General features: G+C 39.6%; 21 protein-coding genes. 12 read left to right on the top strand and 9 right to left on the bottom strand.

The window, feature by feature from the left end; genetic code table 11:
- The first annotated feature begins 158 nt into the window (after nucleotides 1–158).
- Nucleotides 159–362 carry an alpha/beta-type small acid-soluble spore protein gene (locus tag NKR21_RS05045; protein ID WP_003210761.1) on the top strand — a complete coding sequence of 68 codons (204 nt, stop codon included), beginning with the start codon at nucleotides 159–161 and terminating at the stop codon, nucleotides 360–362.
- A 286-nt stretch (nucleotides 363–648) separates the two neighbouring features.
- Complete coding sequence (locus NKR21_RS05040; RefSeq protein ID WP_012009434.1) at nucleotides 649–1266, top strand: NAD(P)-dependent oxidoreductase; 618 nt, start codon at nucleotides 649–651, stop codon at nucleotides 1264–1266.
- 105 nt (nucleotides 1267–1371) lie between these two features.
- Here the strand turns inward: NKR21_RS05040 and NKR21_RS05035 are convergent, their stop codons facing one another.
- Both NKR21_RS05035 and bmrC read right to left on the bottom strand, forming a co-directional pair.
- The gene (locus NKR21_RS05035; RefSeq protein WP_144456157.1) at nucleotides 1372–3384 is read right to left on the bottom strand and encodes an ABC transporter ATP-binding protein; all 2013 of its coding nucleotides are present in this window, start codon (nucleotides 3382–3384) and stop codon (nucleotides 1372–1374) included.
- Complete coding sequence (bmrC, locus tag NKR21_RS05030) at nucleotides 3381–5138, bottom strand: multidrug ABC transporter ATP-binding protein BmrC (protein WP_012009432.1); 1758 nt, start codon at nucleotides 5136–5138, stop codon at nucleotides 3381–3383. Before bmrC ends, NKR21_RS05035 begins: the two co-directional genes overlap by 4 nt.
- A 561-nt stretch (nucleotides 5139–5699) precedes the next feature.
- On the opposite strand from bmrC, the gene NKR21_RS05025 reads away from it, so the two are divergent.
- Entirely contained in the window at nucleotides 5700–6206 is a 507-nt protein-coding gene (locus tag NKR21_RS05025; RefSeq protein WP_041815339.1) for a universal stress protein, read from the top strand.
- 46 nt (nucleotides 6207–6252) lie between these two features.
- Here NKR21_RS05025 and dat read toward each other — a convergent pair whose 3' ends face one another.
- Nucleotides 6253–7110, bottom strand: a complete 858-nt coding sequence (gene dat, locus NKR21_RS05020) for a D-amino-acid transaminase (RefSeq protein ID WP_012009430.1) — start codon at nucleotides 7108–7110, stop codon at nucleotides 6253–6255.
- A gap of 296 nt (nucleotides 7111–7406) precedes the next feature.
- On the opposite strand from dat, the gene NKR21_RS05015 reads away from it, so the two are divergent.
- Complete coding sequence (locus NKR21_RS05015) at nucleotides 7407–8261, top strand: polysaccharide deacetylase family protein (protein WP_012009429.1); 855 nt, start codon at nucleotides 7407–7409, stop codon at nucleotides 8259–8261.
- Between the two features lie 40 nt (nucleotides 8262–8301).
- On the opposite strand, the gene NKR21_RS05010 is transcribed toward NKR21_RS05015, so the two are convergent.
- The 3 genes from NKR21_RS05010 to NKR21_RS05000 all read right to left on the bottom strand — a co-directional run bounded on the left by NKR21_RS05010 (nucleotide 8302) and on the right by NKR21_RS05000 (nucleotide 10417).
- On the bottom strand, nucleotides 8302–9033 hold the full coding sequence (locus NKR21_RS05010; RefSeq protein WP_391509404.1) for an NAD-dependent protein deacylase: 732 nt from the start codon (nucleotides 9031–9033) through the stop codon (nucleotides 8302–8304).
- Nucleotides 9034–9062: 29 nt separating this feature from the next.
- Entirely contained in the window at nucleotides 9063–10151 is a 1089-nt protein-coding gene (locus NKR21_RS05005) for a mechanosensitive ion channel family protein (RefSeq protein WP_012009427.1), read from the bottom strand.
- A gap of 164 nt (nucleotides 10152–10315) precedes the next feature.
- Nucleotides 10316–10417 carry a YhdX family protein gene (locus tag NKR21_RS05000; protein WP_008359843.1) on the bottom strand — a complete coding sequence of 34 codons (102 nt, stop codon included), beginning with the start codon at nucleotides 10415–10417 and terminating at the stop codon, nucleotides 10316–10318.
- Between the two features lie 281 nt (nucleotides 10418–10698).
- Here NKR21_RS05000 and NKR21_RS04995 point away from each other — a divergent pair, with 281 nt between their 5' ends.
- Genes NKR21_RS04995 through crcB (NKR21_RS04985) form a run of 3 tightly spaced genes read left to right on the top strand, consistent with a single transcriptional unit; the run spans nucleotide 10699 to nucleotide 12182 of the window.
- On the top strand, nucleotides 10699–11415 hold the full coding sequence (locus NKR21_RS04995) for a glycerophosphodiester phosphodiesterase (protein ID WP_012009425.1): 717 nt from the start codon (nucleotides 10699–10701) through the stop codon (nucleotides 11413–11415).
- A 5-nt stretch (nucleotides 11416–11420) separates the two neighbouring features.
- The gene (crcB, locus tag NKR21_RS04990) at nucleotides 11421–11798 is read left to right on the top strand and encodes a fluoride efflux transporter CrcB (protein ID WP_012009424.1); all 378 of its coding nucleotides are present in this window, start codon (nucleotides 11421–11423) and stop codon (nucleotides 11796–11798) included.
- A gap of 18 nt (nucleotides 11799–11816) precedes the next feature.
- A complete protein-coding gene (gene crcB, locus NKR21_RS04985; RefSeq protein ID WP_012009423.1) occupies nucleotides 11817–12182 on the top strand; it encodes a fluoride efflux transporter CrcB in 366 nt (121 codons plus the stop codon).
- Here the strand turns inward: crcB (NKR21_RS04985) and NKR21_RS04980 are convergent.
- Entirely contained in the window at nucleotides 12179–12571 is a 393-nt protein-coding gene (locus NKR21_RS04980; RefSeq protein ID WP_012009422.1) for a hypothetical protein, read from the bottom strand. The two genes, crcB (NKR21_RS04985) and NKR21_RS04980, sit on opposite strands and share 4 nt — an antisense overlap.
- 89 nt (nucleotides 12572–12660) lie before the next feature.
- Nucleotides 12661–14043, bottom strand: a complete 1383-nt coding sequence (locus NKR21_RS04975) for a hemolysin family protein (protein ID WP_144456161.1) — start codon at nucleotides 14041–14043, stop codon at nucleotides 12661–12663.
- 334 nt (nucleotides 14044–14377) lie between these two features.
- Between NKR21_RS04975 and NKR21_RS04970 the strand changes: the two genes are divergently transcribed.
- Together NKR21_RS04970 and NKR21_RS04965 are read left to right on the top strand one after the other, a co-directional pair.
- Nucleotides 14378–14818, top strand: a complete 441-nt coding sequence (locus NKR21_RS04970; RefSeq protein WP_012009420.1) for a MerR family transcriptional regulator — start codon at nucleotides 14378–14380, stop codon at nucleotides 14816–14818.
- 58 nt (nucleotides 14819–14876) lie between these two features.
- Entirely contained in the window at nucleotides 14877–16208 is a 1332-nt protein-coding gene (locus tag NKR21_RS04965) for a hemolysin family protein (protein ID WP_012009419.1), read from the top strand.
- Between the two features lie 39 nt (nucleotides 16209–16247).
- On the opposite strand, the gene NKR21_RS04960 is transcribed toward NKR21_RS04965, so the two are convergent.
- The gene (locus NKR21_RS04960) at nucleotides 16248–16850 is read right to left on the bottom strand and encodes a lysophospholipid acyltransferase family protein (RefSeq protein ID WP_012009418.1); all 603 of its coding nucleotides are present in this window, start codon (nucleotides 16848–16850) and stop codon (nucleotides 16248–16250) included.
- 372 nt (nucleotides 16851–17222) lie between these two features.
- Here NKR21_RS04960 and NKR21_RS04955 point away from each other — a divergent pair, with 372 nt between their 5' ends.
- From NKR21_RS04955 to NKR21_RS04945, 3 genes are read left to right on the top strand one after another with little or no spacing between them, the layout of a single operon-like run.
- A complete protein-coding gene (locus tag NKR21_RS04955; protein ID WP_003211938.1) occupies nucleotides 17223–17714 on the top strand; it encodes a sigma-70 family RNA polymerase sigma factor in 492 nt (163 codons plus the stop codon).
- Nucleotides 17707–18765: an anti-sigma factor gene (locus NKR21_RS04950; RefSeq protein ID WP_041815330.1), complete on the top strand. Its 1059-nt coding sequence runs from the start codon at nucleotides 17707–17709 to the stop codon at nucleotides 18763–18765. Before NKR21_RS04955 ends, NKR21_RS04950 begins: the two co-directional genes overlap by 8 nt.
- Nucleotides 18753–19043, top strand: a complete 291-nt coding sequence (locus NKR21_RS04945; protein WP_003212420.1) for a hypothetical protein — start codon at nucleotides 18753–18755, stop codon at nucleotides 19041–19043. Before NKR21_RS04950 ends, NKR21_RS04945 begins: the two co-directional genes overlap by 13 nt.
- Nucleotides 19044–19095 lie beyond the last annotated feature (52 nt).

The raw sequence follows: 19095 nt of genomic DNA, 5'->3' as shown, positions 1-19095 counted from the left end.
TTTTCTCGTATGTTTTTTATGAAAATCACCATAATACTTAGTACAAAGAAGTTACTGCATTGGGTTTCGCCAAGTGGCAAATGACTTGATCATTTCGCTGGTGCGACTCCAGCAAACCCAACCATAAAAAAATCATATACAAAAAGGAGATTCACATCATGGCTAATTCTAATAGTTCAAATCAATTACTAGTTCCTGGAGCAGAGCAAGCAATCGATCAAATGAAATACGAAATCGCTTCTGAATTTGGCGTTAACCTTGGAGCAGAAACTACAGCTCGCGCTAACGGTTCAGTTGGTGGAGAAATCACAAAACGTCTTGTGTCTTACGCTCAACAACACATGGGTGGAACAAAAGCTTAATTTCATATTTGGATCATAGAAGGCACCTCTTAAGGTGTCTTCTTTTTTTGTTATTATCCCTCACCAACCTCCTTTCCATCTCATATCATGTAGTAGAAAGGAGCGGATCTTCATGGACATTATTTCCGGTATGAACTTTGAACTTCTACAATTCGTAGGTATCTCTCTATTATGTGAATATGCTCATAGCATTCGGTCCTTTCACCTTTATAAAAAAAGCATCACATAAAAGTTGTACCATTTTCGGTTCTTTTCACTTATAGTATGTAGTGGAGGGATCGAACAGATGAAAATAGCTCTTTTCGGTGCTCATGGACGTGTAGGACAAGCATTTCTTCGTTTCATTCAAGTAGATGATCGTTACATAGTTCGTTCATTGATTCGGACAAACCGAGAAGAAATGCTTGCGGGTATGTTTCAAGTCACCGGCAATTCAAGAAATCGAGATGATGTGCTTGAGACAATCAAAGGAGCAGATATTGTTGTGAGCTGTCTATCGACAGATGGTGATGATACATTATCTGTTTCAATGGAGCATATCGTACAAGCCATGAAGCAATCAAATACATCACGAATTATTACAATAGGTACGGCAGGCATTTTAAAAGCAAGGCAGCAGCCGGAGCTTTACCGTTTTGAAACAAATGAATCAAAGCGGACCACTTCCCGAGCAGCTAAGGAGCATGCCAAAGCGTTTGAACTCCTTCAATCGACTGATTTAGATTGGACCATTATTTGTCCAACCTATTTACCAGATGGAGAAGTGACACGGTCATATCGCTATGAGAAAGATTTTCTCCCTATAGATGGAAAGAAAATTTCAGTTGAAGACACCGCACACTTTTTATATCAGCAGTTAAATTCGAAGGAATTTGTACATCAACGCGTCGGTATTGCCTACTAATGATGCATAACGAGTAAAGACCGAGGTCAAAAACGAATCCTCGCCTTTTTTATGCAAATCAAAAGAGCCTCATTCAATGTGAGGCTCTTTTTTGTGATTCATCATCTAGTTTGCCACAGCACCTTTTTGCAGTTCGTACATTTGCGCATATAGCCCTTCTTGCTGCATGAGTTGATCATGACTACCCCGCTCGACAATTTCACCTTTTTCTAAAACCAAAATCATATCGGCTTTCTTAATGGTAGATAATCGGTGAGCAATAACAAACGTTGTTCGTCCTTCTTTAACGACATCCAGCGCTCGCTGAATGATCGCTTCTGTTTCTGTATCAATGTTTGCAGTGGCTTCATCTAAAATTAAGATCGCTGGATCGTACGCTAGTGCACGAGCAAATGAAATTAACTGACGTTCCCCTGAGGAAAGAGTGCTTCCCTTTTCAACGACCGGTTCATCAAATCCTTCTGGTAGGTGCTTCAATAACTCTACTGCGCCTACTTGTTTTAATGATGATTCAATCGTTTCTCGTTTAATGTCTTCATTTCCTAAGCTAACATTGGATGCAATCGTTCCAGAAAATAAATACGGGTCTTGAAGTACGATGCCCATTTGTTTCCGCAACGTTTGCCGGGACTGGCGATAAATGCTTTCCCCATCAATGAGAATGTCTCCTTGCTGAATGTCATAAAAACGAAGCAGCAAGTTCATGATCGAGCTTTTCCCAGATCCAGTATGCCCCACAAGTGCAACTGTCTGGCCTTTTTTGGCCTCGAATGTAATGTTCTTTAATACATTCTTCCCTTCATTATAAGCAAAGGTGACATCTTGGAACTGAACGTGTCCTTCCATTTCCTTATGGACAGGTTCTTCCACTGTTGTTCCTGGTTCATCCAATAATCTGAAAACCCTTTCTGATGAAACCCGTGCTAATTCTAATCTCGAGAATTGGTTCACAATGCCTGTAATCGGCTGAAATAATCGATTTAAATAATCGACAAACGCATAAAGCACACCAATCGACACTATCCCCGTCGCACTTAAAGACGCACCGCCAAAATACCAAATAAGTGCCACGTAGGCTAAATTTCGAAGCAGGTTAACCAAGTTATGTGATAGAAGTGAATTTAAATGAAGCATCTTTCGCTGATATCGAAAGTGATTGTTGTTCAGCTCATCGAATTCCTCTTTTGTCACTTTTTCATGACGAAACGCTTGAATAATGGTCATTCCTTGAATGGCTTCATTTAGCTTGGCATTGATATCACTAATGATTGAACGAATGCGGTGGTTGTAAACCGATGCAAACTTTCTGTAGGTCATTGACCATAGGAAAATAATCGGTACCGCCACCAAACAAATAAGTGCCAGCTTCACATTTAATAAAAACATGGCAATATAAATCCCAATCATGTAAATCGCACTCGTCACAAAATTGGCGAGAACTGTCACATATAAATCACGAATGGTTTCAGTGTCATTGGTAATCCTAGCTACGACCTTTCCAGCCGGTAAATTATCAAAATATCGGATAGGTAATGTTTGAATATGCTCAAATACATCAACCCTCATTTTTTGAATAATTCGGTTAGCTATTCGCTGTAGCAAGTAATGCTGCGCATATTGAAAGAAAATCGCAATAACGAGAAGCCCTAGATAAAATAGAACAAGCTGCACCAAACCACTAATTTCAGGCTCATAAAAAGAGAAAATTTCCTCTTTTGATAAACGCTGTACTTGATAGGTCTCGCGCTCTTTTCCATTTTCAATGGTAAGCTGATCCCCCGATATCTTTCGGTTTCCATCAAAGCGAATCGGCTCATTCACAAAATAGTAACCGAATCCGACCTGCACCACATTGATTTGTTTTCCGGATTCCATATCACTGTCTAATCGATCGGTTCGTATATAGTTATTTCCCTGGTAATAAACGGTTTTGTCTGTTTTTTCATTGACCTCGACATATGGCTTTTCTACACCTAAAATATGATCATCAATCATTTTCTTCCCAATAAATGGTCCTGTCAGTTCAGCACCTACTGCAATGATGAGAAAGATTAAGGCAACAGACAGTACTTTCTTATAAAGGAGTGCGTAGGCAAGGAGTCTTCTTCCCGTTGTCATGCCTCATCCCCTCCTTCCAGCTGGTTTGTTAGCTGCTGACGCAGAAATTGTTCTTTGTACCATCCATCTTGCTGAATGAGCTCTTTGTGAGTTCCCTTTTGGACGATGCGTCCTTCTTCCATAACAAGTATGAGATCCGCATGCTCAACAGCTGATAGACGATGAGTCGTAATAAACGTCGTTTTTCCATGACGATTTTGTCTTAGATTTTCTAAAATAGCGGTTTCTGTTTTTGCATCTACCGCAGAAAGGGAATCATCCAGTATTAAAATGTCGGGATCTATTAATAAAGCGCGCGCAATGGAAATTCGTTGCTTTTGTCCACCTGATAGCGCCACACCTTTTTCTCCGACCATCGTTTCGAGTCCCTCTGGCAAAAGGCGTAAATCTTTTTCAAAATAAGCATCTTTGATCGCTTGTGCTAATTCATTTTGTTTTGCGTCTCGATGACCGAAACGCATATTTTCTTCTACACTTTTAGAAAAAAGAATATGATCCTGCGGTACGTATCCGATCCATTGAAATAGCTGATCCAATTCGATCTCTTGGATTGGGACTCCTGATAGCAGGATTTGACCATCACCTGTTGGATACTGGCGCAGAAGCTGTTTTACAATAGTTGTTTTACCGCTTCCTGTTTTGCCTGTAATTCCGATTGTCTGTCCCTTTCGAACGGTAAAGGACACATCAATTAAGTTATTTTTAGGGGAAGTTGGATACCTAAATGTCACATGGTCAAACTGAATATCCCCAGGCTCTTGTAAAGTTTTTGGCTGAGAAGCGTTTGTAACATCCGGCTTATAGCTGAGTGTATGATTCAACCGGTCTAACGACGCATTTCCTCTTTGCATAATGTTAATCAACTCGCCGATAGCAAACATTGGCCAGATCATCATCCCAAGATACACGTTAAAAGCGACAAGCTCACCAATGGTTAAATCGCTTTGGAATACAAGGTAGGCTCCGTATCCAATTCCTATTAAGTAGCTGACACCGACAAGTAATTTCACTGTCGGCTCAAATAATGAATCAATGACCGCCACTCTCATATTTTTTTGAAATACATCATCTGTCATTTCACGAAAGCGTTCGACATCTTGTTTCTCCTGTACAAAAGACCGGATGACCCGGACGCCTGCGACCGATTCAAGCACGCGATCGTTCATATCACCAAATGCATCTTGAGCAACTGTAAAGCGATCATGAATCTTACTGCCATAATACGCAATCAAAAGCGCCATCAGCGGCATAGGGATGATCGCCATTAACGTTAATTTCCAGCTGATCGTCAGTCCCATCGTAAAAAAGATCATTAGCATATAAGCAGTGGAATCCACCAATGTCAGAACGCCAAAACCTGTCGTTAAAGCTACAGCATTCAAATCGTTTGTACCTAATGCCATTAAGTTACCGGTTTTTTTCTTTTCATAAAAGGTGGGTGTCATCTTAAGTAAGTGGCGCATGAGTTTCCCGCGCATCACACGCTCCATGACATTTGCGCCGCCAAATAACTGATACATCCAAAAGTAGGTCAGCGTATAGACGACGACACCTAGCAAGCAAAAAATGGCTACATAAAACATCATACTCGAAGTTGTAAATTGACCAGAACGGATGTCATCAACTGCCTGCCCAAGATATCTTGGGGGTAGCATTTCAAGCACATTCACAATGAGCAGGAGCGTAATGGCGATCGTATAACGCCTCCACTCTTGTTTGAAGAACCAGCCTAATTTTGTAAATACCGAAAACATATTTGTCTCTCCTTTTAAAGCTAGCCGCTTTCTAAATTTTCTTGGCTGTCACCTTGAATTGTTTTTTTGGTTTTTGTCATTTGTCTTGTTTTTGGCATGTTCACATGCTTTCACTCCTCTTCATTTACTTGTTGATCTCCATCCCTTTATTTCGAAATACGAAATGAATACAACAAAAAAAGAGGCAACCAGCTATCTGGTACGCCTCTTTTCTTCATGTAAAAAGGCGCATGTTGACAAATACGCAACATACGCCTTGATTCATCCGATCAATTGGAACATACGAGTCCCTTTTCAATGACCAATGAAGGTGTAATTGTCACGTGAATCAACCCATTCATGCAGTTTGATTTCATTCTTCCAATGATGTTGCACATGACATTTCCTCCTTTTGGCTCTTGAATCTTTTTTTATCTTATAGTGGCTGTCACCATTTTGTCAATAAATATTTTTCAATAAATGAAATTTTCTAACAAAAAGATACATATCCTTGATGTGTATCTTTTTCAGATAACGGGTATACCATGAATGTAAAGACTCCTTTTGAAAGGAATGAGGACATTGTTTCAAGCTGATCGGATGGTCGTTGCGTTTGATGGACATGAAGACAGTAAGAAAGCATTAAAAAAGGCAATCGCTTTAGCCAAAACCCTGCATGCCAAACTGACCATTGCCTATGCACATGATGGCAAATCAAGCAGACAGGTGTTTGATGCACCTCGCCCAATGACTGGCGGAGCTTATATCGGTGGCGGTATGGCAGACCTTCAAACACCCCCTGTGTATGTACCTCATGATGAACAACAAAGTCCCTTGATTTTTGAAGATCATACAGAAGAGGTCGTTGCAGAAGCAAGAATGCTTTTAAATGAGGAGCAGTTTGAAGCTGCCATTGAAATTGTTGAGGGGGAACCAGCAGAAGCAATTATCGAATATGCTGAAGAGATTTCAGCAGACCTCATCGTCATGGGAGCCCGTGGCCAAAGCAGATTGAAAAAAATGCTCTTTGGTAGTGTAAGTGAAAAATTATCATCAAAATCAGATATACCTGTGCTCATTGTAAAATAAAAGAATCACAAAAGGCTGTAAACATTCGTTTACAGCCTCTTTTTATTTACGAAGAAATTGATGCTTCACTTTCCTGTTTAATTTTTTGCTGAAAGCCTTCTTGTATACGTTTTGTTAACTCTCCTGGAACGCCTTCACCTACTGGCTGACCATCAATTTCAACAATCGGAATGACTTCAGCAGTCGTCGAGCTGATGAAGATTTCCTGCGCTCCCAGCAGCTCTTCTTTACTGATACGCGTTTCTTTAACACTGCTTCCCTCTTCTTCACATACTTCAAGAAGCTTTCTACGGGTAATACCATTTAGAATTAAATTGTTTGCGGGATGTGTGCGAATCACGCCATCAATGACGGCATATACATTCGAGGAGGTACCCTCTGTCACAAAACCATCCCTAATGAGAATGGCTTCAAATGCACCAGCTTCAGATGCTTTCTGTTTTTCCATGACGTTATATAAGAGATTTAAGCTTTTAATATCACATCTTAACCAGCGAAGGTCCTCAGATATGATGGCCTTTACACCAGCTGTCTGCTCATGAACAGGCTTTTTCACTTGAAACGTATATGCTGTGATTTGAGGAGTGAGAGAATTTCCATATTGATGTTTACGAGGTGCGACGCCACGAGTCACTTGAATATACACTCCACCATCTGTTAATTGGTTATGGGCGACGAGCTGTTTTAATTTTTCTTCCATATCTGATACTGCACCTTGAAGATGAATGCCGATTTCTTTTGCACTCTTGAACAGACGCTCTGTATGCTCTTTTAATGTAAACAAAGTCCCATTGTATACACGGATGACCTCATAGACACCATCACCAAATTGATAGCCTCTGTCTTCAATATCAACACGAGCATCCTCTTTTTCAATGAAATCGTCATTATACAATACTTTCATACGGAATCTCCCCTTCGCTTCGCAATAATGGTTGAATCTGATGCTATCTTAGCGAATAAATGGGTATGTTTCAATGATTATTCAGAATTATTTCACATCATGATAAATGGTCAACTTTCTATTGTAACAAACATAGACTCATAACCAAAAAGATTCCAATTTTTTAGCATCTTCTATATTCATAGGCTCTTTTTTCCTGTATACTTACTCCATATGGACACGACAAAAAACATCGAAAAAAGACAGAATCTACTACATGATTCGACACAAATTTTTGATTTATTGGAGCGATTGTAATGCAACGGGTTACGAAAAAACAGACACCTTCAAACACGATGCTGCTCTCAAAGGCGATTGGTTTAGTGATTCTGTCACTGATCCTCTTTTTTATTTGGGATATATCTAAAACCAATATGCAGGCAGCAGATCAGCCAGCTCAAATGTCTGCGAGCAGTGAATTTCGAGACACAAGCACAAGTCTGAAAGCAAAAGATGATTCTACAAAAACATTAGATGCACATTTTAAGATCAACCCAAACAAACATGTAACAGATCAAACGATCTTTTTAACCTTTGATGATGGTCCGTCAGCCACATCAAACCAGCTTTTGGATGTGCTCAAAGCGCATCAAGTAAAGGCCACATTCTTCATGCTCGGGCCGCAGATTAAGGAACATCCGGCAGCTGTGAAAAGACTTCATCAAGAAGGTCATCAGTTAGGGCTTCATGGGATCACACATGATGTGAAACGTTTTTATCAAAAAAGTGATTCTCCCGTCAATGAGATGAAAGAAGATCAGCGCATTTTGGCTTCTGTTACAGGAGAGTATACGCACCTTGTGAGGACACCTTATGGCAGCGCCCCCAATTTAACCGATCAGCAAAAAGCACGTTTAAAACAAAAAGGCTTTATCTACTGGGATTGGACAATTGACAGTCTTGACTGGAAATATAAAAGCTCAAAATATGTACCAGAAGTTTTGAATCAGCTGCAAGTGCTAGAGACAAAACATCCAAAAGAACCAAAGATCATCTTAATGCACGATCAGCCAGCGACAGCAAAATACTTAAACAGTTTGCTCACACAGCTAAAAGCCAAGGGCTATACATTTGAAGTTCTTGATGAAACAATGAAGCCGCTGCAGCAATAAAGAAACACCCGCACCTATCGGATGCGGGTGTTTTAATGTTTTATAAATCTTTCACGAGATCGCCAATTCGTTCATGAAAGACAAGATCAAACAATTGATCGTATTCTGTTTCACTCAAATTCATCATCACCTTGAAGATGGAGGGATTTTGAGCAGCATCTTCTGGAATATATCTTGCTGGCGCTACTTCTAGGGAGGTTCCCATGACGAGCAGAAGGTCCGCTTGCTGAAGTGATTTCTCTACTTGATCAAAATGTTTGACCCTATCTCCAAAAAGGACAACATCTGTTTTCAACACTTGCCCACATGTCCGTCCGTCTGCGGAAACCTTGAGACATACAGGCACTTCTTCTTGTAATAAATAAGGCAGTTCATATGTCGCATGGCACGATGGGCAAGTAGCGGTTTGAATGGAACCGTGGAGTTCATATACATGCTGGCTTCCTGCTTTTTTATGTAATCCGTCAATATTTTGGGTGAAAATATCCACATGCTTTCCTTGTTTCTCAAGGTTGGCTAAAAAGGTATGCCCGCTATTCGGCTCGTACGCCCCGCTCATTTTCATCTGAAACAATTCCTTGAATTTCGGCCAGAATTGATGAGGATTTGATAAAAAGTAGGACCTGCTCATCGCCTCCATGCGACTGGTGTCTTCAGTCCATAAACCGCCCGTTGACCTAAAATCAGGAATACCTGATTCCGTGCTCATACCCGCACCTGAAAGTACCATAATATGTGAAGACTGCGTTAATTTTTCTTTTAGCACTGCCACCTTTGTTTGATCCACTCATCCATCCTCCTTTATTCACTCAGCTGTTTTTCACCTTTTTGTTTCATGTAAATGGTCTGTCCAGGGAAGGCAAATTCTACACCTTCTTCATGGAAGATATCCATGATACGGTAGTTAATGTCCTGTTTGATATTCAGGTTTTCAGCCCAGACCGTCGTGTTTGTGTAAAAGTTGAAAAATAAATTCAAATAACTGTCTGCCAGTACATCGAGATTCACCATGATTGTCTCCTTGTGTACCCCATCATGCTCATCAAGCATTTGTTTAAGTCGCTTGATACAATGGTCCAAATTTTCCTTTGGTGTATTGTAGGATACACGTACGGAAAACGTTATTTGGCGTTTATTCATTCTCGTCCAGTTCGTGATTGGTTCCTTTGAAAGCGTAGAATTCGGAACTGTCACGACAGCTTCAGCAGGTGTTCTAAACTTTGTACTTCGAAATGTAATGTCCTCGACAGTCCCAAGAACACTTGGTGTCTCCACAAAGTCGCCCATCGTAAAAGGCTTCTCTGTAATAATGACGATCCCTCCAAAAAAGTTCGCCACCGTATCCTGTGCAGCAAGTGCAAAAGCTAGACCACCCAGACCGAGACCTGCCACAAGTCCATTTACGTCATAATTAAATTCCTGTGCAATGACACTAATACTGAGTGCAATGATAATGAAGCGAAACACCTTCGATAAAAACGGCGCTAAAATATCATCCATTTCTAATTCAAATTTCGAATTTACTTTTTGAAATAAGAAAGAAGAAGCTGCAGTTAAATTACAAAGCCCCCACGTCAGCATCAATATAATGGAGGATCTATATAATTTGATGATGACATCCATATGATGCTCAAAGTATGGTGCCTGTCTTAACGCAAAATATAACCCAAGTGCGACAAAAAAAAGTCTGGCTGGTTTTTCGAATGCCACAACAATTTGATTAATGACCTCCGTTTTAGACCGATTGGTCAGCCTAAAGAGAAGATGAAATAAGTACTTCGTAAATACTTTCCGAAGCAATAAAAAAAGCAATAAAATACAAAGACTAATACCGATTTGGATCGCAACATCTACTGTAAAATATGTATCCATCCATTTTTGTGTAAACATGTTTGTCTCTCTCCTTTAAAACAATCCTCTCTAGTTTATAATATAACCTTCGTTTATGTCCTCTCATAAATGTCTGACCTCTAAATAAAAAGCCTCGGGACGAGTCCCGAGGCATGATGTTCAATTATGAAATTTTGGCTAGAGACATATCGACGGGCAGCAAACTACTTTTTCTTCTGAGCCTGATCAAGGAGAGTCGCTTTAAACATTTCAGCATCCGTTTCGACCTTAATACGTTCTTCCACTCTAATTCTCCCTTTACCCAATCATCTCGCCTCCTTTTCATCATTATAAAACATCAGAATTTTCAGTCAACATGACGAAAGCACTAATATTTTGGCGAACGCTGACGATTTGGACAAAATTGATCGAAGAAAAAATTGATGTACTTCAGATTTACTCAATCATGGCTTGGGATATTCCTGCAACTTTTCACATTGTGATTCACCATTACATACAGCTCTTCTTTCGGCCATATAGTAAACAAGGAAAAATGGTAAAGCATTTGATATGATAAAACCAGAACTTAAGTCAGGAGCTGGAGCATGTGTATATTATTGCGCATAGAGGATCATCAAGCACTGCCCCAGAAAATACAATTGCCGCATTTGATTTAGCTGTTCAGCAAGGTGCAGATTATATTGAATTAGATGTACAGCTCACATTGGACCAGCATGTCGTCGTGATCCATGACGATACTGTAGACCGAACGACGAACGGGAACGGCTTAGTCAAAAGCTATACACTTGATCAGCTAAAAAAACTGGACGCAGGAAGCTGGTTTGACCAACAGTACACGAATGAACGAATTCCAACATTACAAGAAATTCTTGAAAGATACAGCCAGAGGATCGGGATATTGATTGAGATCAAACACCCAAAACGGCAGATAGGAATTGAAAAGGCAGTTGCCCGCATCATCAACCGGTTTGCCTATTCTCGCCATATGATGATTCAATCTTTTGATGATCATGCACTTCAAAGAATCAAAGCTTTCGCCCCTTCTCTTCGAACAGCTTTGATTATAAAGCCTAATGCATTTAAACTGACGAAAAGAAAGTTAATGGCATACAGCTCGTTTGCCAATTGCCTTAATATGAAGAAGACAATGATCAACAGATGGTGGATAGACCGCATCCACTCATTCGGGATGGATGTGTTTATATGGACTGTGAAAGATCAAAAAACAGCTGATCGGATCAAAAAATATTCCGTTGATGGTGTCGTGACGGATCACCCGCCATTTTTTCTAAAGGAGAAATGATGTAAATGAAAGCTTATCTTGCCGTATTTATTGGCGGACTGATTGGGACACTTTGCAGATATGAACTTAGCCAATCTGTTGTCAGCCAAACATTTCCTTATGCAACACTAATCGAAAATGTGGCAGGCAGTCTGCTTCTTGGTTTTTCAACAGGATATTTTATGTTCCAAAAGAGAAAAAAATATCTTGCCGCTTTGATCGGAACAGGATTTTGCGGAGGCTTTACGACAATGTCCACTTTTTCTAAAGAAACAATTCTTTTATTACAGACTGGGCAATTCACTTTAAGTGTGACCTACATCCTGCTCTCAGTCATTGCCGGATTAGCGGCTGCCTTATGTGGACTAATGCTAGCTCAGCGGCTCTTTCAACGAAATAAGTAGGAGAGAGGAGGCAGATAAATGATCGTTTTATATACAGCTATTGCCGGCGGGATTGGCAGCGCCCTTCGTTTTTTCATTAGCCAATTGATGCAGAAAACTAAGTCTCATGCTCGTTTCCCGTACAGTATTATTCTCATTAATTTATTAGGTGCTGCCGGTTTAGGTTTACTAACAGGTGCCGTGACTGCCAATCACCCGCTACTAATGATCATTGGAACAGGTTTTTTCGGAGGCTTTACAACATTCTCTACGTTTAGTGTAGAGTCTGCGACCATGCTACAGCAGCGGCAAATTGGAAAACTAGCTGTCTACTTATTGATCACAATCATCGGGTCTTTCTGTCTCTTTGCCACGTTCTATCAAATAGGACAACACCTTGTTTAAACATTGGTTATCGCAGCTAAGCTAATGAGCAGTTGATCCATAAGCTGGCGTTTCATTAAAAAAAGAGTTTTTTCACTATAGCCGATTTCCATCGCACACTTGGCCATCCGCCAATCTCGAAAGTATTTGTAATCGATGAGCTGCTTCTCTATCTCATCCAACTCTTTTAGTGCTGTTTCAATACAAGCAACGATGAGTTCATACTGATTTTTTTGCTCTTCTAACTTCTTCCGTGTCATGTGTTCCAAATGATGCGAACTTCTTTTTTCAAGCTGTCTTTCGATATTTAAAATCGCCGCCTGGTAATTTTTGAAATTCTTCAAATGAAACTCAATTCGTTTCATTGAGGTTTTTTTCTCCGTGATACTCGCTGTTTCATACCAAAGCATGTCCATCCCCCTCTATCGAACGTTTGTTCCTATTATAACACGAACAAACATTCGTAAAAAGAGACTAAATACCTAAAAAAACCTTGAGCTTATTTTTCGCTCAAGGTCATTTCATTTACTAACAGCGGCTCTTTTATATCAAGCCCTGTGCGTGTATTTCCTTTATCTGTTGACGTGACGCCTTTCTTCAAATCGATCTTTTTCACATAGCGTCCATCCATCTCCAAGACCTTCATCCGAATATCGTCAAGATAAATGGATTGTCCTTCTCGGATATCAATGTTCTCATTTAAGATGAGCCCGCCTATTGTATCAATTTCTTCATCATGATATGACATTTCGATCAAATCTTGTACTTCCTCTAATCTGACTTTGCCATCTAAAACATAATGATGATCGGCTCTTTTTTGAATAACCGGCTGCTCATCTTCATCGAATTCATCTCGAATATCTCCAACAATCTCTTCTAAAATATCTTCTGTTGTGACAAGTCCAGACGTTCCGCCATATTCGTCGGTTAAAATCGCCATGTGCATTCGATCGCGTTGCATCTTGACGAGAAGCTCCTGAATAGGAATCGTATCAATGACTTCAATCACTGGATATATATAATCTTGGATCTTCAATTGATCCTTTTCTCCTTGATACACAAGATCTGCAAAGAGCTGCTTTTTGTTCAGCATGCCGATGACATGATCTTTATCGCCTGAAAACACGGGAAAGCGTGTATACTTCTCCTGCGTCATGATGGAGAGGATTTCATCTAGCGGCATATCTTCTGGAATGGCACAAATTTCTCTCCGCGGGACCATGATCTCTCTGGCAATTCGATTATCAAAGTCGAAAATTTTATTCATATAATTATATTCTGACGGGTTGATTTCCCCATTTTTTAAGCTCTCAGATAGTAAAATCTTTAATTCTTCTTCAGAATGGGAATGTTCTTTTTCAGACCCCATATCGATGCCCATCATTTTGGTTAAAACACGGGCTGACCCGTTTAACACATAAATGAAAGGGAACATTAGGATATAAAATGCATGTAGCGGACCTGACAACCAAAGCGTCATTTTTTCCGCCTTTTGAATCGCTAGTGTTTTTGGTGCAAGCTCACCGACGACTACATGCAAAAAGGTAATAATAGAGAACGCAAGTGTTGCTGAGATCAGGCTGATTGCTGAATCAGGAATGTTTGTCAAACCAAAACCTCGAACCAAAAGTTCTTTTACAGCTGGCTTACCAATCCACCCTAAACCAAGTGATGTCACAGTAATACCAAGCTGACAGGCTGACAAATATTCATCCAGCCTTGATGTCACCTTTTTCGCCACCATGGCCTTTTTGGACCCTTCGGCAACAAGCTGATCAATTCTTGAGCTTCTCACCTTTACGATGGCAAATTCAGATGCAACAAAGAAAGCTGTTAAAGCAATCAAAACACCGACTATACTCAGATTAACAATATCGTCCATTTAACCTTGCTCTTTCTTAGAAGAACAAGGAGTCACCTCCTGATTGATGATGTTATGTTTTGTAAAACGGTTAACTGATTAAATAAGACTATATTGAGGGCCCCACTTAACCACCTCCGGTTCACGTATAAATCCGTTTCTCTACATATATATGAAACGGTATTCATTTTATCTTACCATAAATAATCTGAAAATTCCTGTATCACTATGTGAAATTTGACAGGACCATTTAGACTGAGAAATCCCTCTCTCCTCTTCATATCGGCAGGAAATCTGAACAATTAACTTGTATTTCAGGCTAGAATTATATTAAACTATTTTCATAAACTATAACGTGACGGTTAGGAGGAGATGTTCAGATGGGGCTGAGAAAAAGTATCGTATTGGTGAACTAGCACAGATTGCACAGGTGACGAAACGTACTGTAGATTATTATACAAATCTAGGGTTGCTTGCGCCTGTTAGATCTTGCTCAAATTATCGTTATTACGATGAACATGCTTTAAAACGATTACAATTAATCGTTCTTTGCAAACAGCAGAGATTGGCTCTTTCTGACATCAAATCCAGATTAGATGAACAATTCCCTTCTCAAAAGGAAGCTTCTGATGAACTTGTCCATTTAACCTCTGATATCGATCGGATGAACGAGCATATGGACCGCATTTTGGTACGTTGTAAGCAGCTTGAACCAGAACAACGTGAAAAATTAAAAGAACAGCTTACACCTGAGAAGATGACGGCTGTCCAATCATTTTTACTGCTGTTAAGTTAAAATTTTTACTAAACAGGAGGTGTTACCTTCGTTCTCAAAGTCAGAACGAAGGCCTTAATTGGACATAGTTAATTTACTTATAGTTGCTTTGCTTATAGCTTTAACCGCATTTTTCGTTGCATCAGAGTTTGCGATCATTCGCTTAAGAAGCTCAAGAATTGATCAGTTAATCGCAGAAGGTAATAAAACAGCAGTTGCTGTCAAGCATGTCACCACTCACCTTGATGAGTATCTGTCGGCCTGTCAGCTCGGTATTACCATTACCGCCCTTGGTATTGGTTGGTTAGGGGAAGAAACCATTGCGCACATGCTGGCTCCACTTTTTGTAGAGCTATCAATCCCTCAATCAGCTAGTTCGATTGTCACTTTTATTATTGCGTTTAGTATTATGACGTTTTTACACGTTGTGGTTGGAGAACTTGCACCAAAAACACTCGCCATTCAAAAGGCAGAGCAAGTATCTCTTCTTTTTGCTAGACCGCTCATGATTTTTTACAAAGTGATGTTCCCGTTTATCTGGGTATTAAATGGATCTGCTCGTTTGTTAACAAAAGCGTTCGGTCTTCAGCAAGTTTCTGAGCATGACATGGCGCACTCTGAAGAAGAATTGCGGATTATTTTATCAGAGAGCTATAAAAGCGGCGAAATTAACCAGTCTGAATTCAAATATGTAAATAAAATTTTTGAATTTGATGACCGTCTGGCGAAAGAAATTATGATTCCTCGTACCGAAGTTGTCAGTTTCCCTCATGATATTACCATTGAGGAAATGCTGAAAGTGACCAAGGTTGAGAAATATACACGTTATCCAATTGAAGATGGCGATAAAGATAATATGATTGGTGTTCTGAACATCAAAGAGGTTCTCACAGCTTGTATTAGCGGTGAGTGTTCTACAAGTGATACGATTGAAAAGTTTGTCAATCCAATTATTCATGTGATCGAAACCGTTCCTGTACATGATTTATTGCTCAAAATGCAGCGCGAACGTGTACACATGGCGATTTTATCAGATGAATATGGCGGTACAGCTGGTCTTGTGACTGTAGAAGACATCCTTGAAGAAATCGTCGGTGAAATTCGTGATGAATTCGATATTGATGAAATCAACGAAGTGCGTAAACTTGGAGAAGACCATTATATCTTTGATGGAAAGGTTCTAGTTGACCAAGTCAACCTGCTCTTAGGTACGCAGCTTGATAATGAAGAAGTCGATACGATTGGCGGCTGGTTCCTTACTCAGAAATATGAAGTTGAGAAAAATGACACCATTCGTGAACAAGGCTATGAATTTATTATTAATGAAGTCGATGGACACCATGTGGTATATATCGAAGTTAAAAAGTTAAATGAACAGTTAGCAGAAGCCGCTGAAGAAGGCGCTTCTTAATAAAAAAACGACCCTTGCCAAAGCAAGCGGTCGTTTTTCTTATGCTTTTTCCATTAATTGAGCTTCAAGTTCCTTGATTCTTGTGTTTAAAACTTCTGTCATGGCACCTAATCGTTCTTTTGGCGGTAGATGCTCAAATTCTGACTGCTCAATCGGTTTACCGATAATTAAGCGCATTTTTCCCTTTTTAAAAAGACTTTTTGCATTGGACGGTCCTTTGTACGCTGCTGGGACGATTGGCGCTTTACCAAGCTGCGCAATGGTAACCGCACCTCTTTTTAAAGGTACATCTTCTGTTGTACGTGTTCCGCTTGGAAAAATCCCAACGATTTTTCCCTCTTTTAATAATTTAATGGGCGTTTTAATACTGCTTGGCCCAGGATTCTCTCGATCAACTGGAAAGGCATGAATCTTCTTTAAAAATCCACCGATCCATTTATTTGCAAACAATTCTTTTTTCGCCATGTAGTGGATCTCAAATGGAAGAATCCCTGCGCCTAATGCAAGAACATCCACAAAACCCTCATGTGTACATGCAATGACAAATCCCCGATCCGTTGGCAGATTCTCTCTTTGATATACTTTGATTCCGCCTCGAAGAGTAAATAATACTTTAATGGTATAACCTGAAAATTTATACATAGTGCACTTCCTTTGTTTGAAGAATGAAGGATTTGTTTCTATTATAACAAATTTTTTATTACCTGGTACTAAAAATTTCTTGAAACAACTAAACCATCACATCATTTTTCGTTCAGAATGATTGTTCTTTCTGTATGCAGGTCCATGGTTTTAGGAGAGAATAGAAGAGGAATTGTGTCCAATTTTGTCGTTTTTTAAGGTTTTTTCCTGCTTTGTTCTATTGAAAATGCTTTATAAATGGTGGAAATTTCGCTATGATAAGGAGAAATGATTTTGATTCGGCGAAAGAGATGAGTATTGTACGGTATTGAGAAGTTTCGTGCAACTTTATGCCTTTCTTATGCGTGTATAACATAGAGGGGAGAAAAATCAGTGACGATCGATGAAATTTATCAAATGTATATGAACGATGTTTACAGGTTTCTGCTCTCCATGACAAAAGACAAACATTTGGCAGAAGACTTATTGCAGGAAACCTTTATGCGTGCTTATATACATATTCATTCCTACGACCATAGCAAAGTGAAACCTTGGTTATTTCAGGTGGCACGAAATGCTTTTATTGATTATGTCAGGAAACATAAAAAAGAAGTGACCATATCGGATGATCTTATTGGCGGCCTTTTACAAACATCTGTACAAAGCCCTGCTGAACAGGTTGAAATAAAAGAAGTCCTCAACATGTATTTGGAACAGCTTCCAGATAACTACAAGGAAGCGTTGACATTGTATTATTTAAAAGAACTGAATTACAAGGAAGCATCCAAGGTCATGAATATTACTGAAGCAAATTTTAAAAGTGTTTTATTTCGTGCAAGGCAGCGCCTAAAAGCACTTTACAACAGAGGTGTTAATGATGAATGAAGAGTTTAACAAGCGATGGGAACAATATAATAATGGTGAGATGAACGAGGAAGAAATGATGGCTTTTGAAGAAGAGCTAGAAGAAAACGAAAAACGCTTAAGTCAGGAACTGAACGACTCGGATTGGACCGATTTTTCTATCAGTCCTGAAAAGCAAAAAGCCATCTTACAATACGGAAAAAGAAAGTCTTATTTACGTATTTCTGTACTTGCTGTCATCTCTACTCTTATTATTTTACCGCTTTGTACATTAGGAAGTTATCTATACTACGGTGTTGGCGGAGCAGAGAGTAAAGGAAATCACTTCATGGAAACAGCTGCTGTAACAGTCGCTTTGACGAAACCAAACGTGGCGATTGATATGAAGGATTTAAAAGGCCAAGTCAAGCTTTTTGGAATGAACACCGAATTGAAGCTGCAAAAACAAATTGGCAATAAAACAGAAGCCATTGGCAGTGAACAAATCGAGATGTTTTTCGATAAATTAAAGCAGCCTACGATTTCATATTATGGTGACAGCTCACGTGATACGGAGGATTTCTTTACCCATCCTTCTACTCAGGCAGATGCATCTAAAAAACAAACACTGACTACTTTAGACAAGCTTCCTGAAGGAACAGTCAGTGAAGTGTATGTTTCCTATGACAAAGCATATACACCAAAGGACGTTTATTCCTTTGCTAAAAAATATGATATGAAAGTGCTCTGGAATGCGATTAAAACAGAGGATTCTTTAAGTGGGAATCAGCGGCCAATTGGCTTTCCTGGGAGAGACTCTGAATTCTTAAAAGAACTTCAGCACACATCAAAAACAGAGGTCGATCAATTTAAAGATGCCCTTACTTACGTCAATCAGCACCCAACCTGGGCAAAAACGATCTCTGGCAGACCTGAACTGGATCTGTCAAACCGAATACGCTATATCAACCAAAATGGTGTTACGATTTATGGCTCTGTGATCACAGGTCCTTCAAAAGAAATCGAGAAATTTGTGAAGACAAAACGCATTAAAACGGCAAAAGTGAGCGAGGTGGAATTATGGAATTGGTAAGAATTTTTAAAGAGCATAATGTATTTGGCTGGATTTCTGTCGGTACTGCGATATTATCCCTGCTCATGCTGAACCTCGCCATTATCAGTAATGTGACATTTTATTCTTTTCAGATGCTTCCTTTTGCAATGGCCGCAGTTCCATTCGGTATTATTGAACTGTTCATTAAAAAAGGCCGTACGGGCCCTGGATTCCTCGGTGTCGTACTGAATATCTTTGTCATTTTATGTGTCTATGCCATCGTATCAATCGATGTTGATCTTCAATTAGGTTTTTAAGCCATTTCCAACATGAAAAGCCCGTGTTACTTGACTAATGCCAAGTAGCACG

The organism is Bacillus sp. 1735sda2 (assembly GCF_024159245.1).
GTDB classification, from domain to species: Bacteria; Bacillota; Bacilli; order Bacillales; family Bacillaceae; genus Bacillus; species Bacillus pumilus_O.
This window is presented reverse-complemented; position numbering and strand designations above follow the sequence as displayed.

Excerpts from the sequence above, each read along its gene's own strand:
- NKR21_RS05045 (WP_003210761.1), top strand. The coding sequence starts at position 159 with ATGGCTAATTCTAATAGTTCAAATCAATTACTAGTTCCTGGAGCAGAG.
- NKR21_RS05040 (WP_012009434.1), top strand. The coding sequence starts at position 649 with ATGAAAATAGCTCTTTTCGGTGCTCATGGACGTGTAGGACAAGCATTT.
- NKR21_RS05035 (WP_144456157.1), bottom strand. The coding sequence starts at position 3,384 with ATGACAACGGGAAGAAGACTCCTTGCCTACGCACTCCTTTATAAGAAA.
- bmrC (WP_012009432.1), bottom strand. The coding sequence starts at position 5,138 with ATGTTTTCGGTATTTACAAAATTAGGCTGGTTCTTCAAACAAGAGTGG.
- dat (WP_012009430.1), bottom strand. The coding sequence starts at position 7,110 with ATGAAAGTATTGTATAATGACGATTTCATTGAAAAAGAGGATGCTCGT.
- NKR21_RS05015 (WP_012009429.1), top strand. The coding sequence starts at position 7,407 with ATGCAACGGGTTACGAAAAAACAGACACCTTCAAACACGATGCTGCTC.
- NKR21_RS05005 (WP_012009427.1), bottom strand. The coding sequence starts at position 10,151 with ATGTTTACACAAAAATGGATGGATACATATTTTACAGTAGATGTTGCG.
- crcB (WP_012009424.1), top strand. The coding sequence starts at position 11,421 with ATGAAAGCTTATCTTGCCGTATTTATTGGCGGACTGATTGGGACACTT.
- crcB (WP_012009423.1), top strand. The coding sequence starts at position 11,817 with ATGATCGTTTTATATACAGCTATTGCCGGCGGGATTGGCAGCGCCCTT.
- NKR21_RS04980 (WP_012009422.1), bottom strand. The coding sequence starts at position 12,571 with ATGCTTTGGTATGAAACAGCGAGTATCACGGAGAAAAAAACCTCAATG.
- NKR21_RS04975 (WP_144456161.1), bottom strand. The coding sequence starts at position 14,043 with ATGGACGATATTGTTAATCTGAGTATAGTCGGTGTTTTGATTGCTTTA.
- NKR21_RS04960 (WP_012009418.1), bottom strand. The coding sequence starts at position 16,850 with ATGTATAAATTTTCAGGTTATACCATTAAAGTATTATTTACTCTTCGA.
- NKR21_RS04950 (WP_041815330.1), top strand. The coding sequence starts at position 17,707 with ATGAATGAAGAGTTTAACAAGCGATGGGAACAATATAATAATGGTGAG.
- NKR21_RS04945 (WP_003212420.1), top strand. The coding sequence starts at position 18,753 with ATGGAATTGGTAAGAATTTTTAAAGAGCATAATGTATTTGGCTGGATT.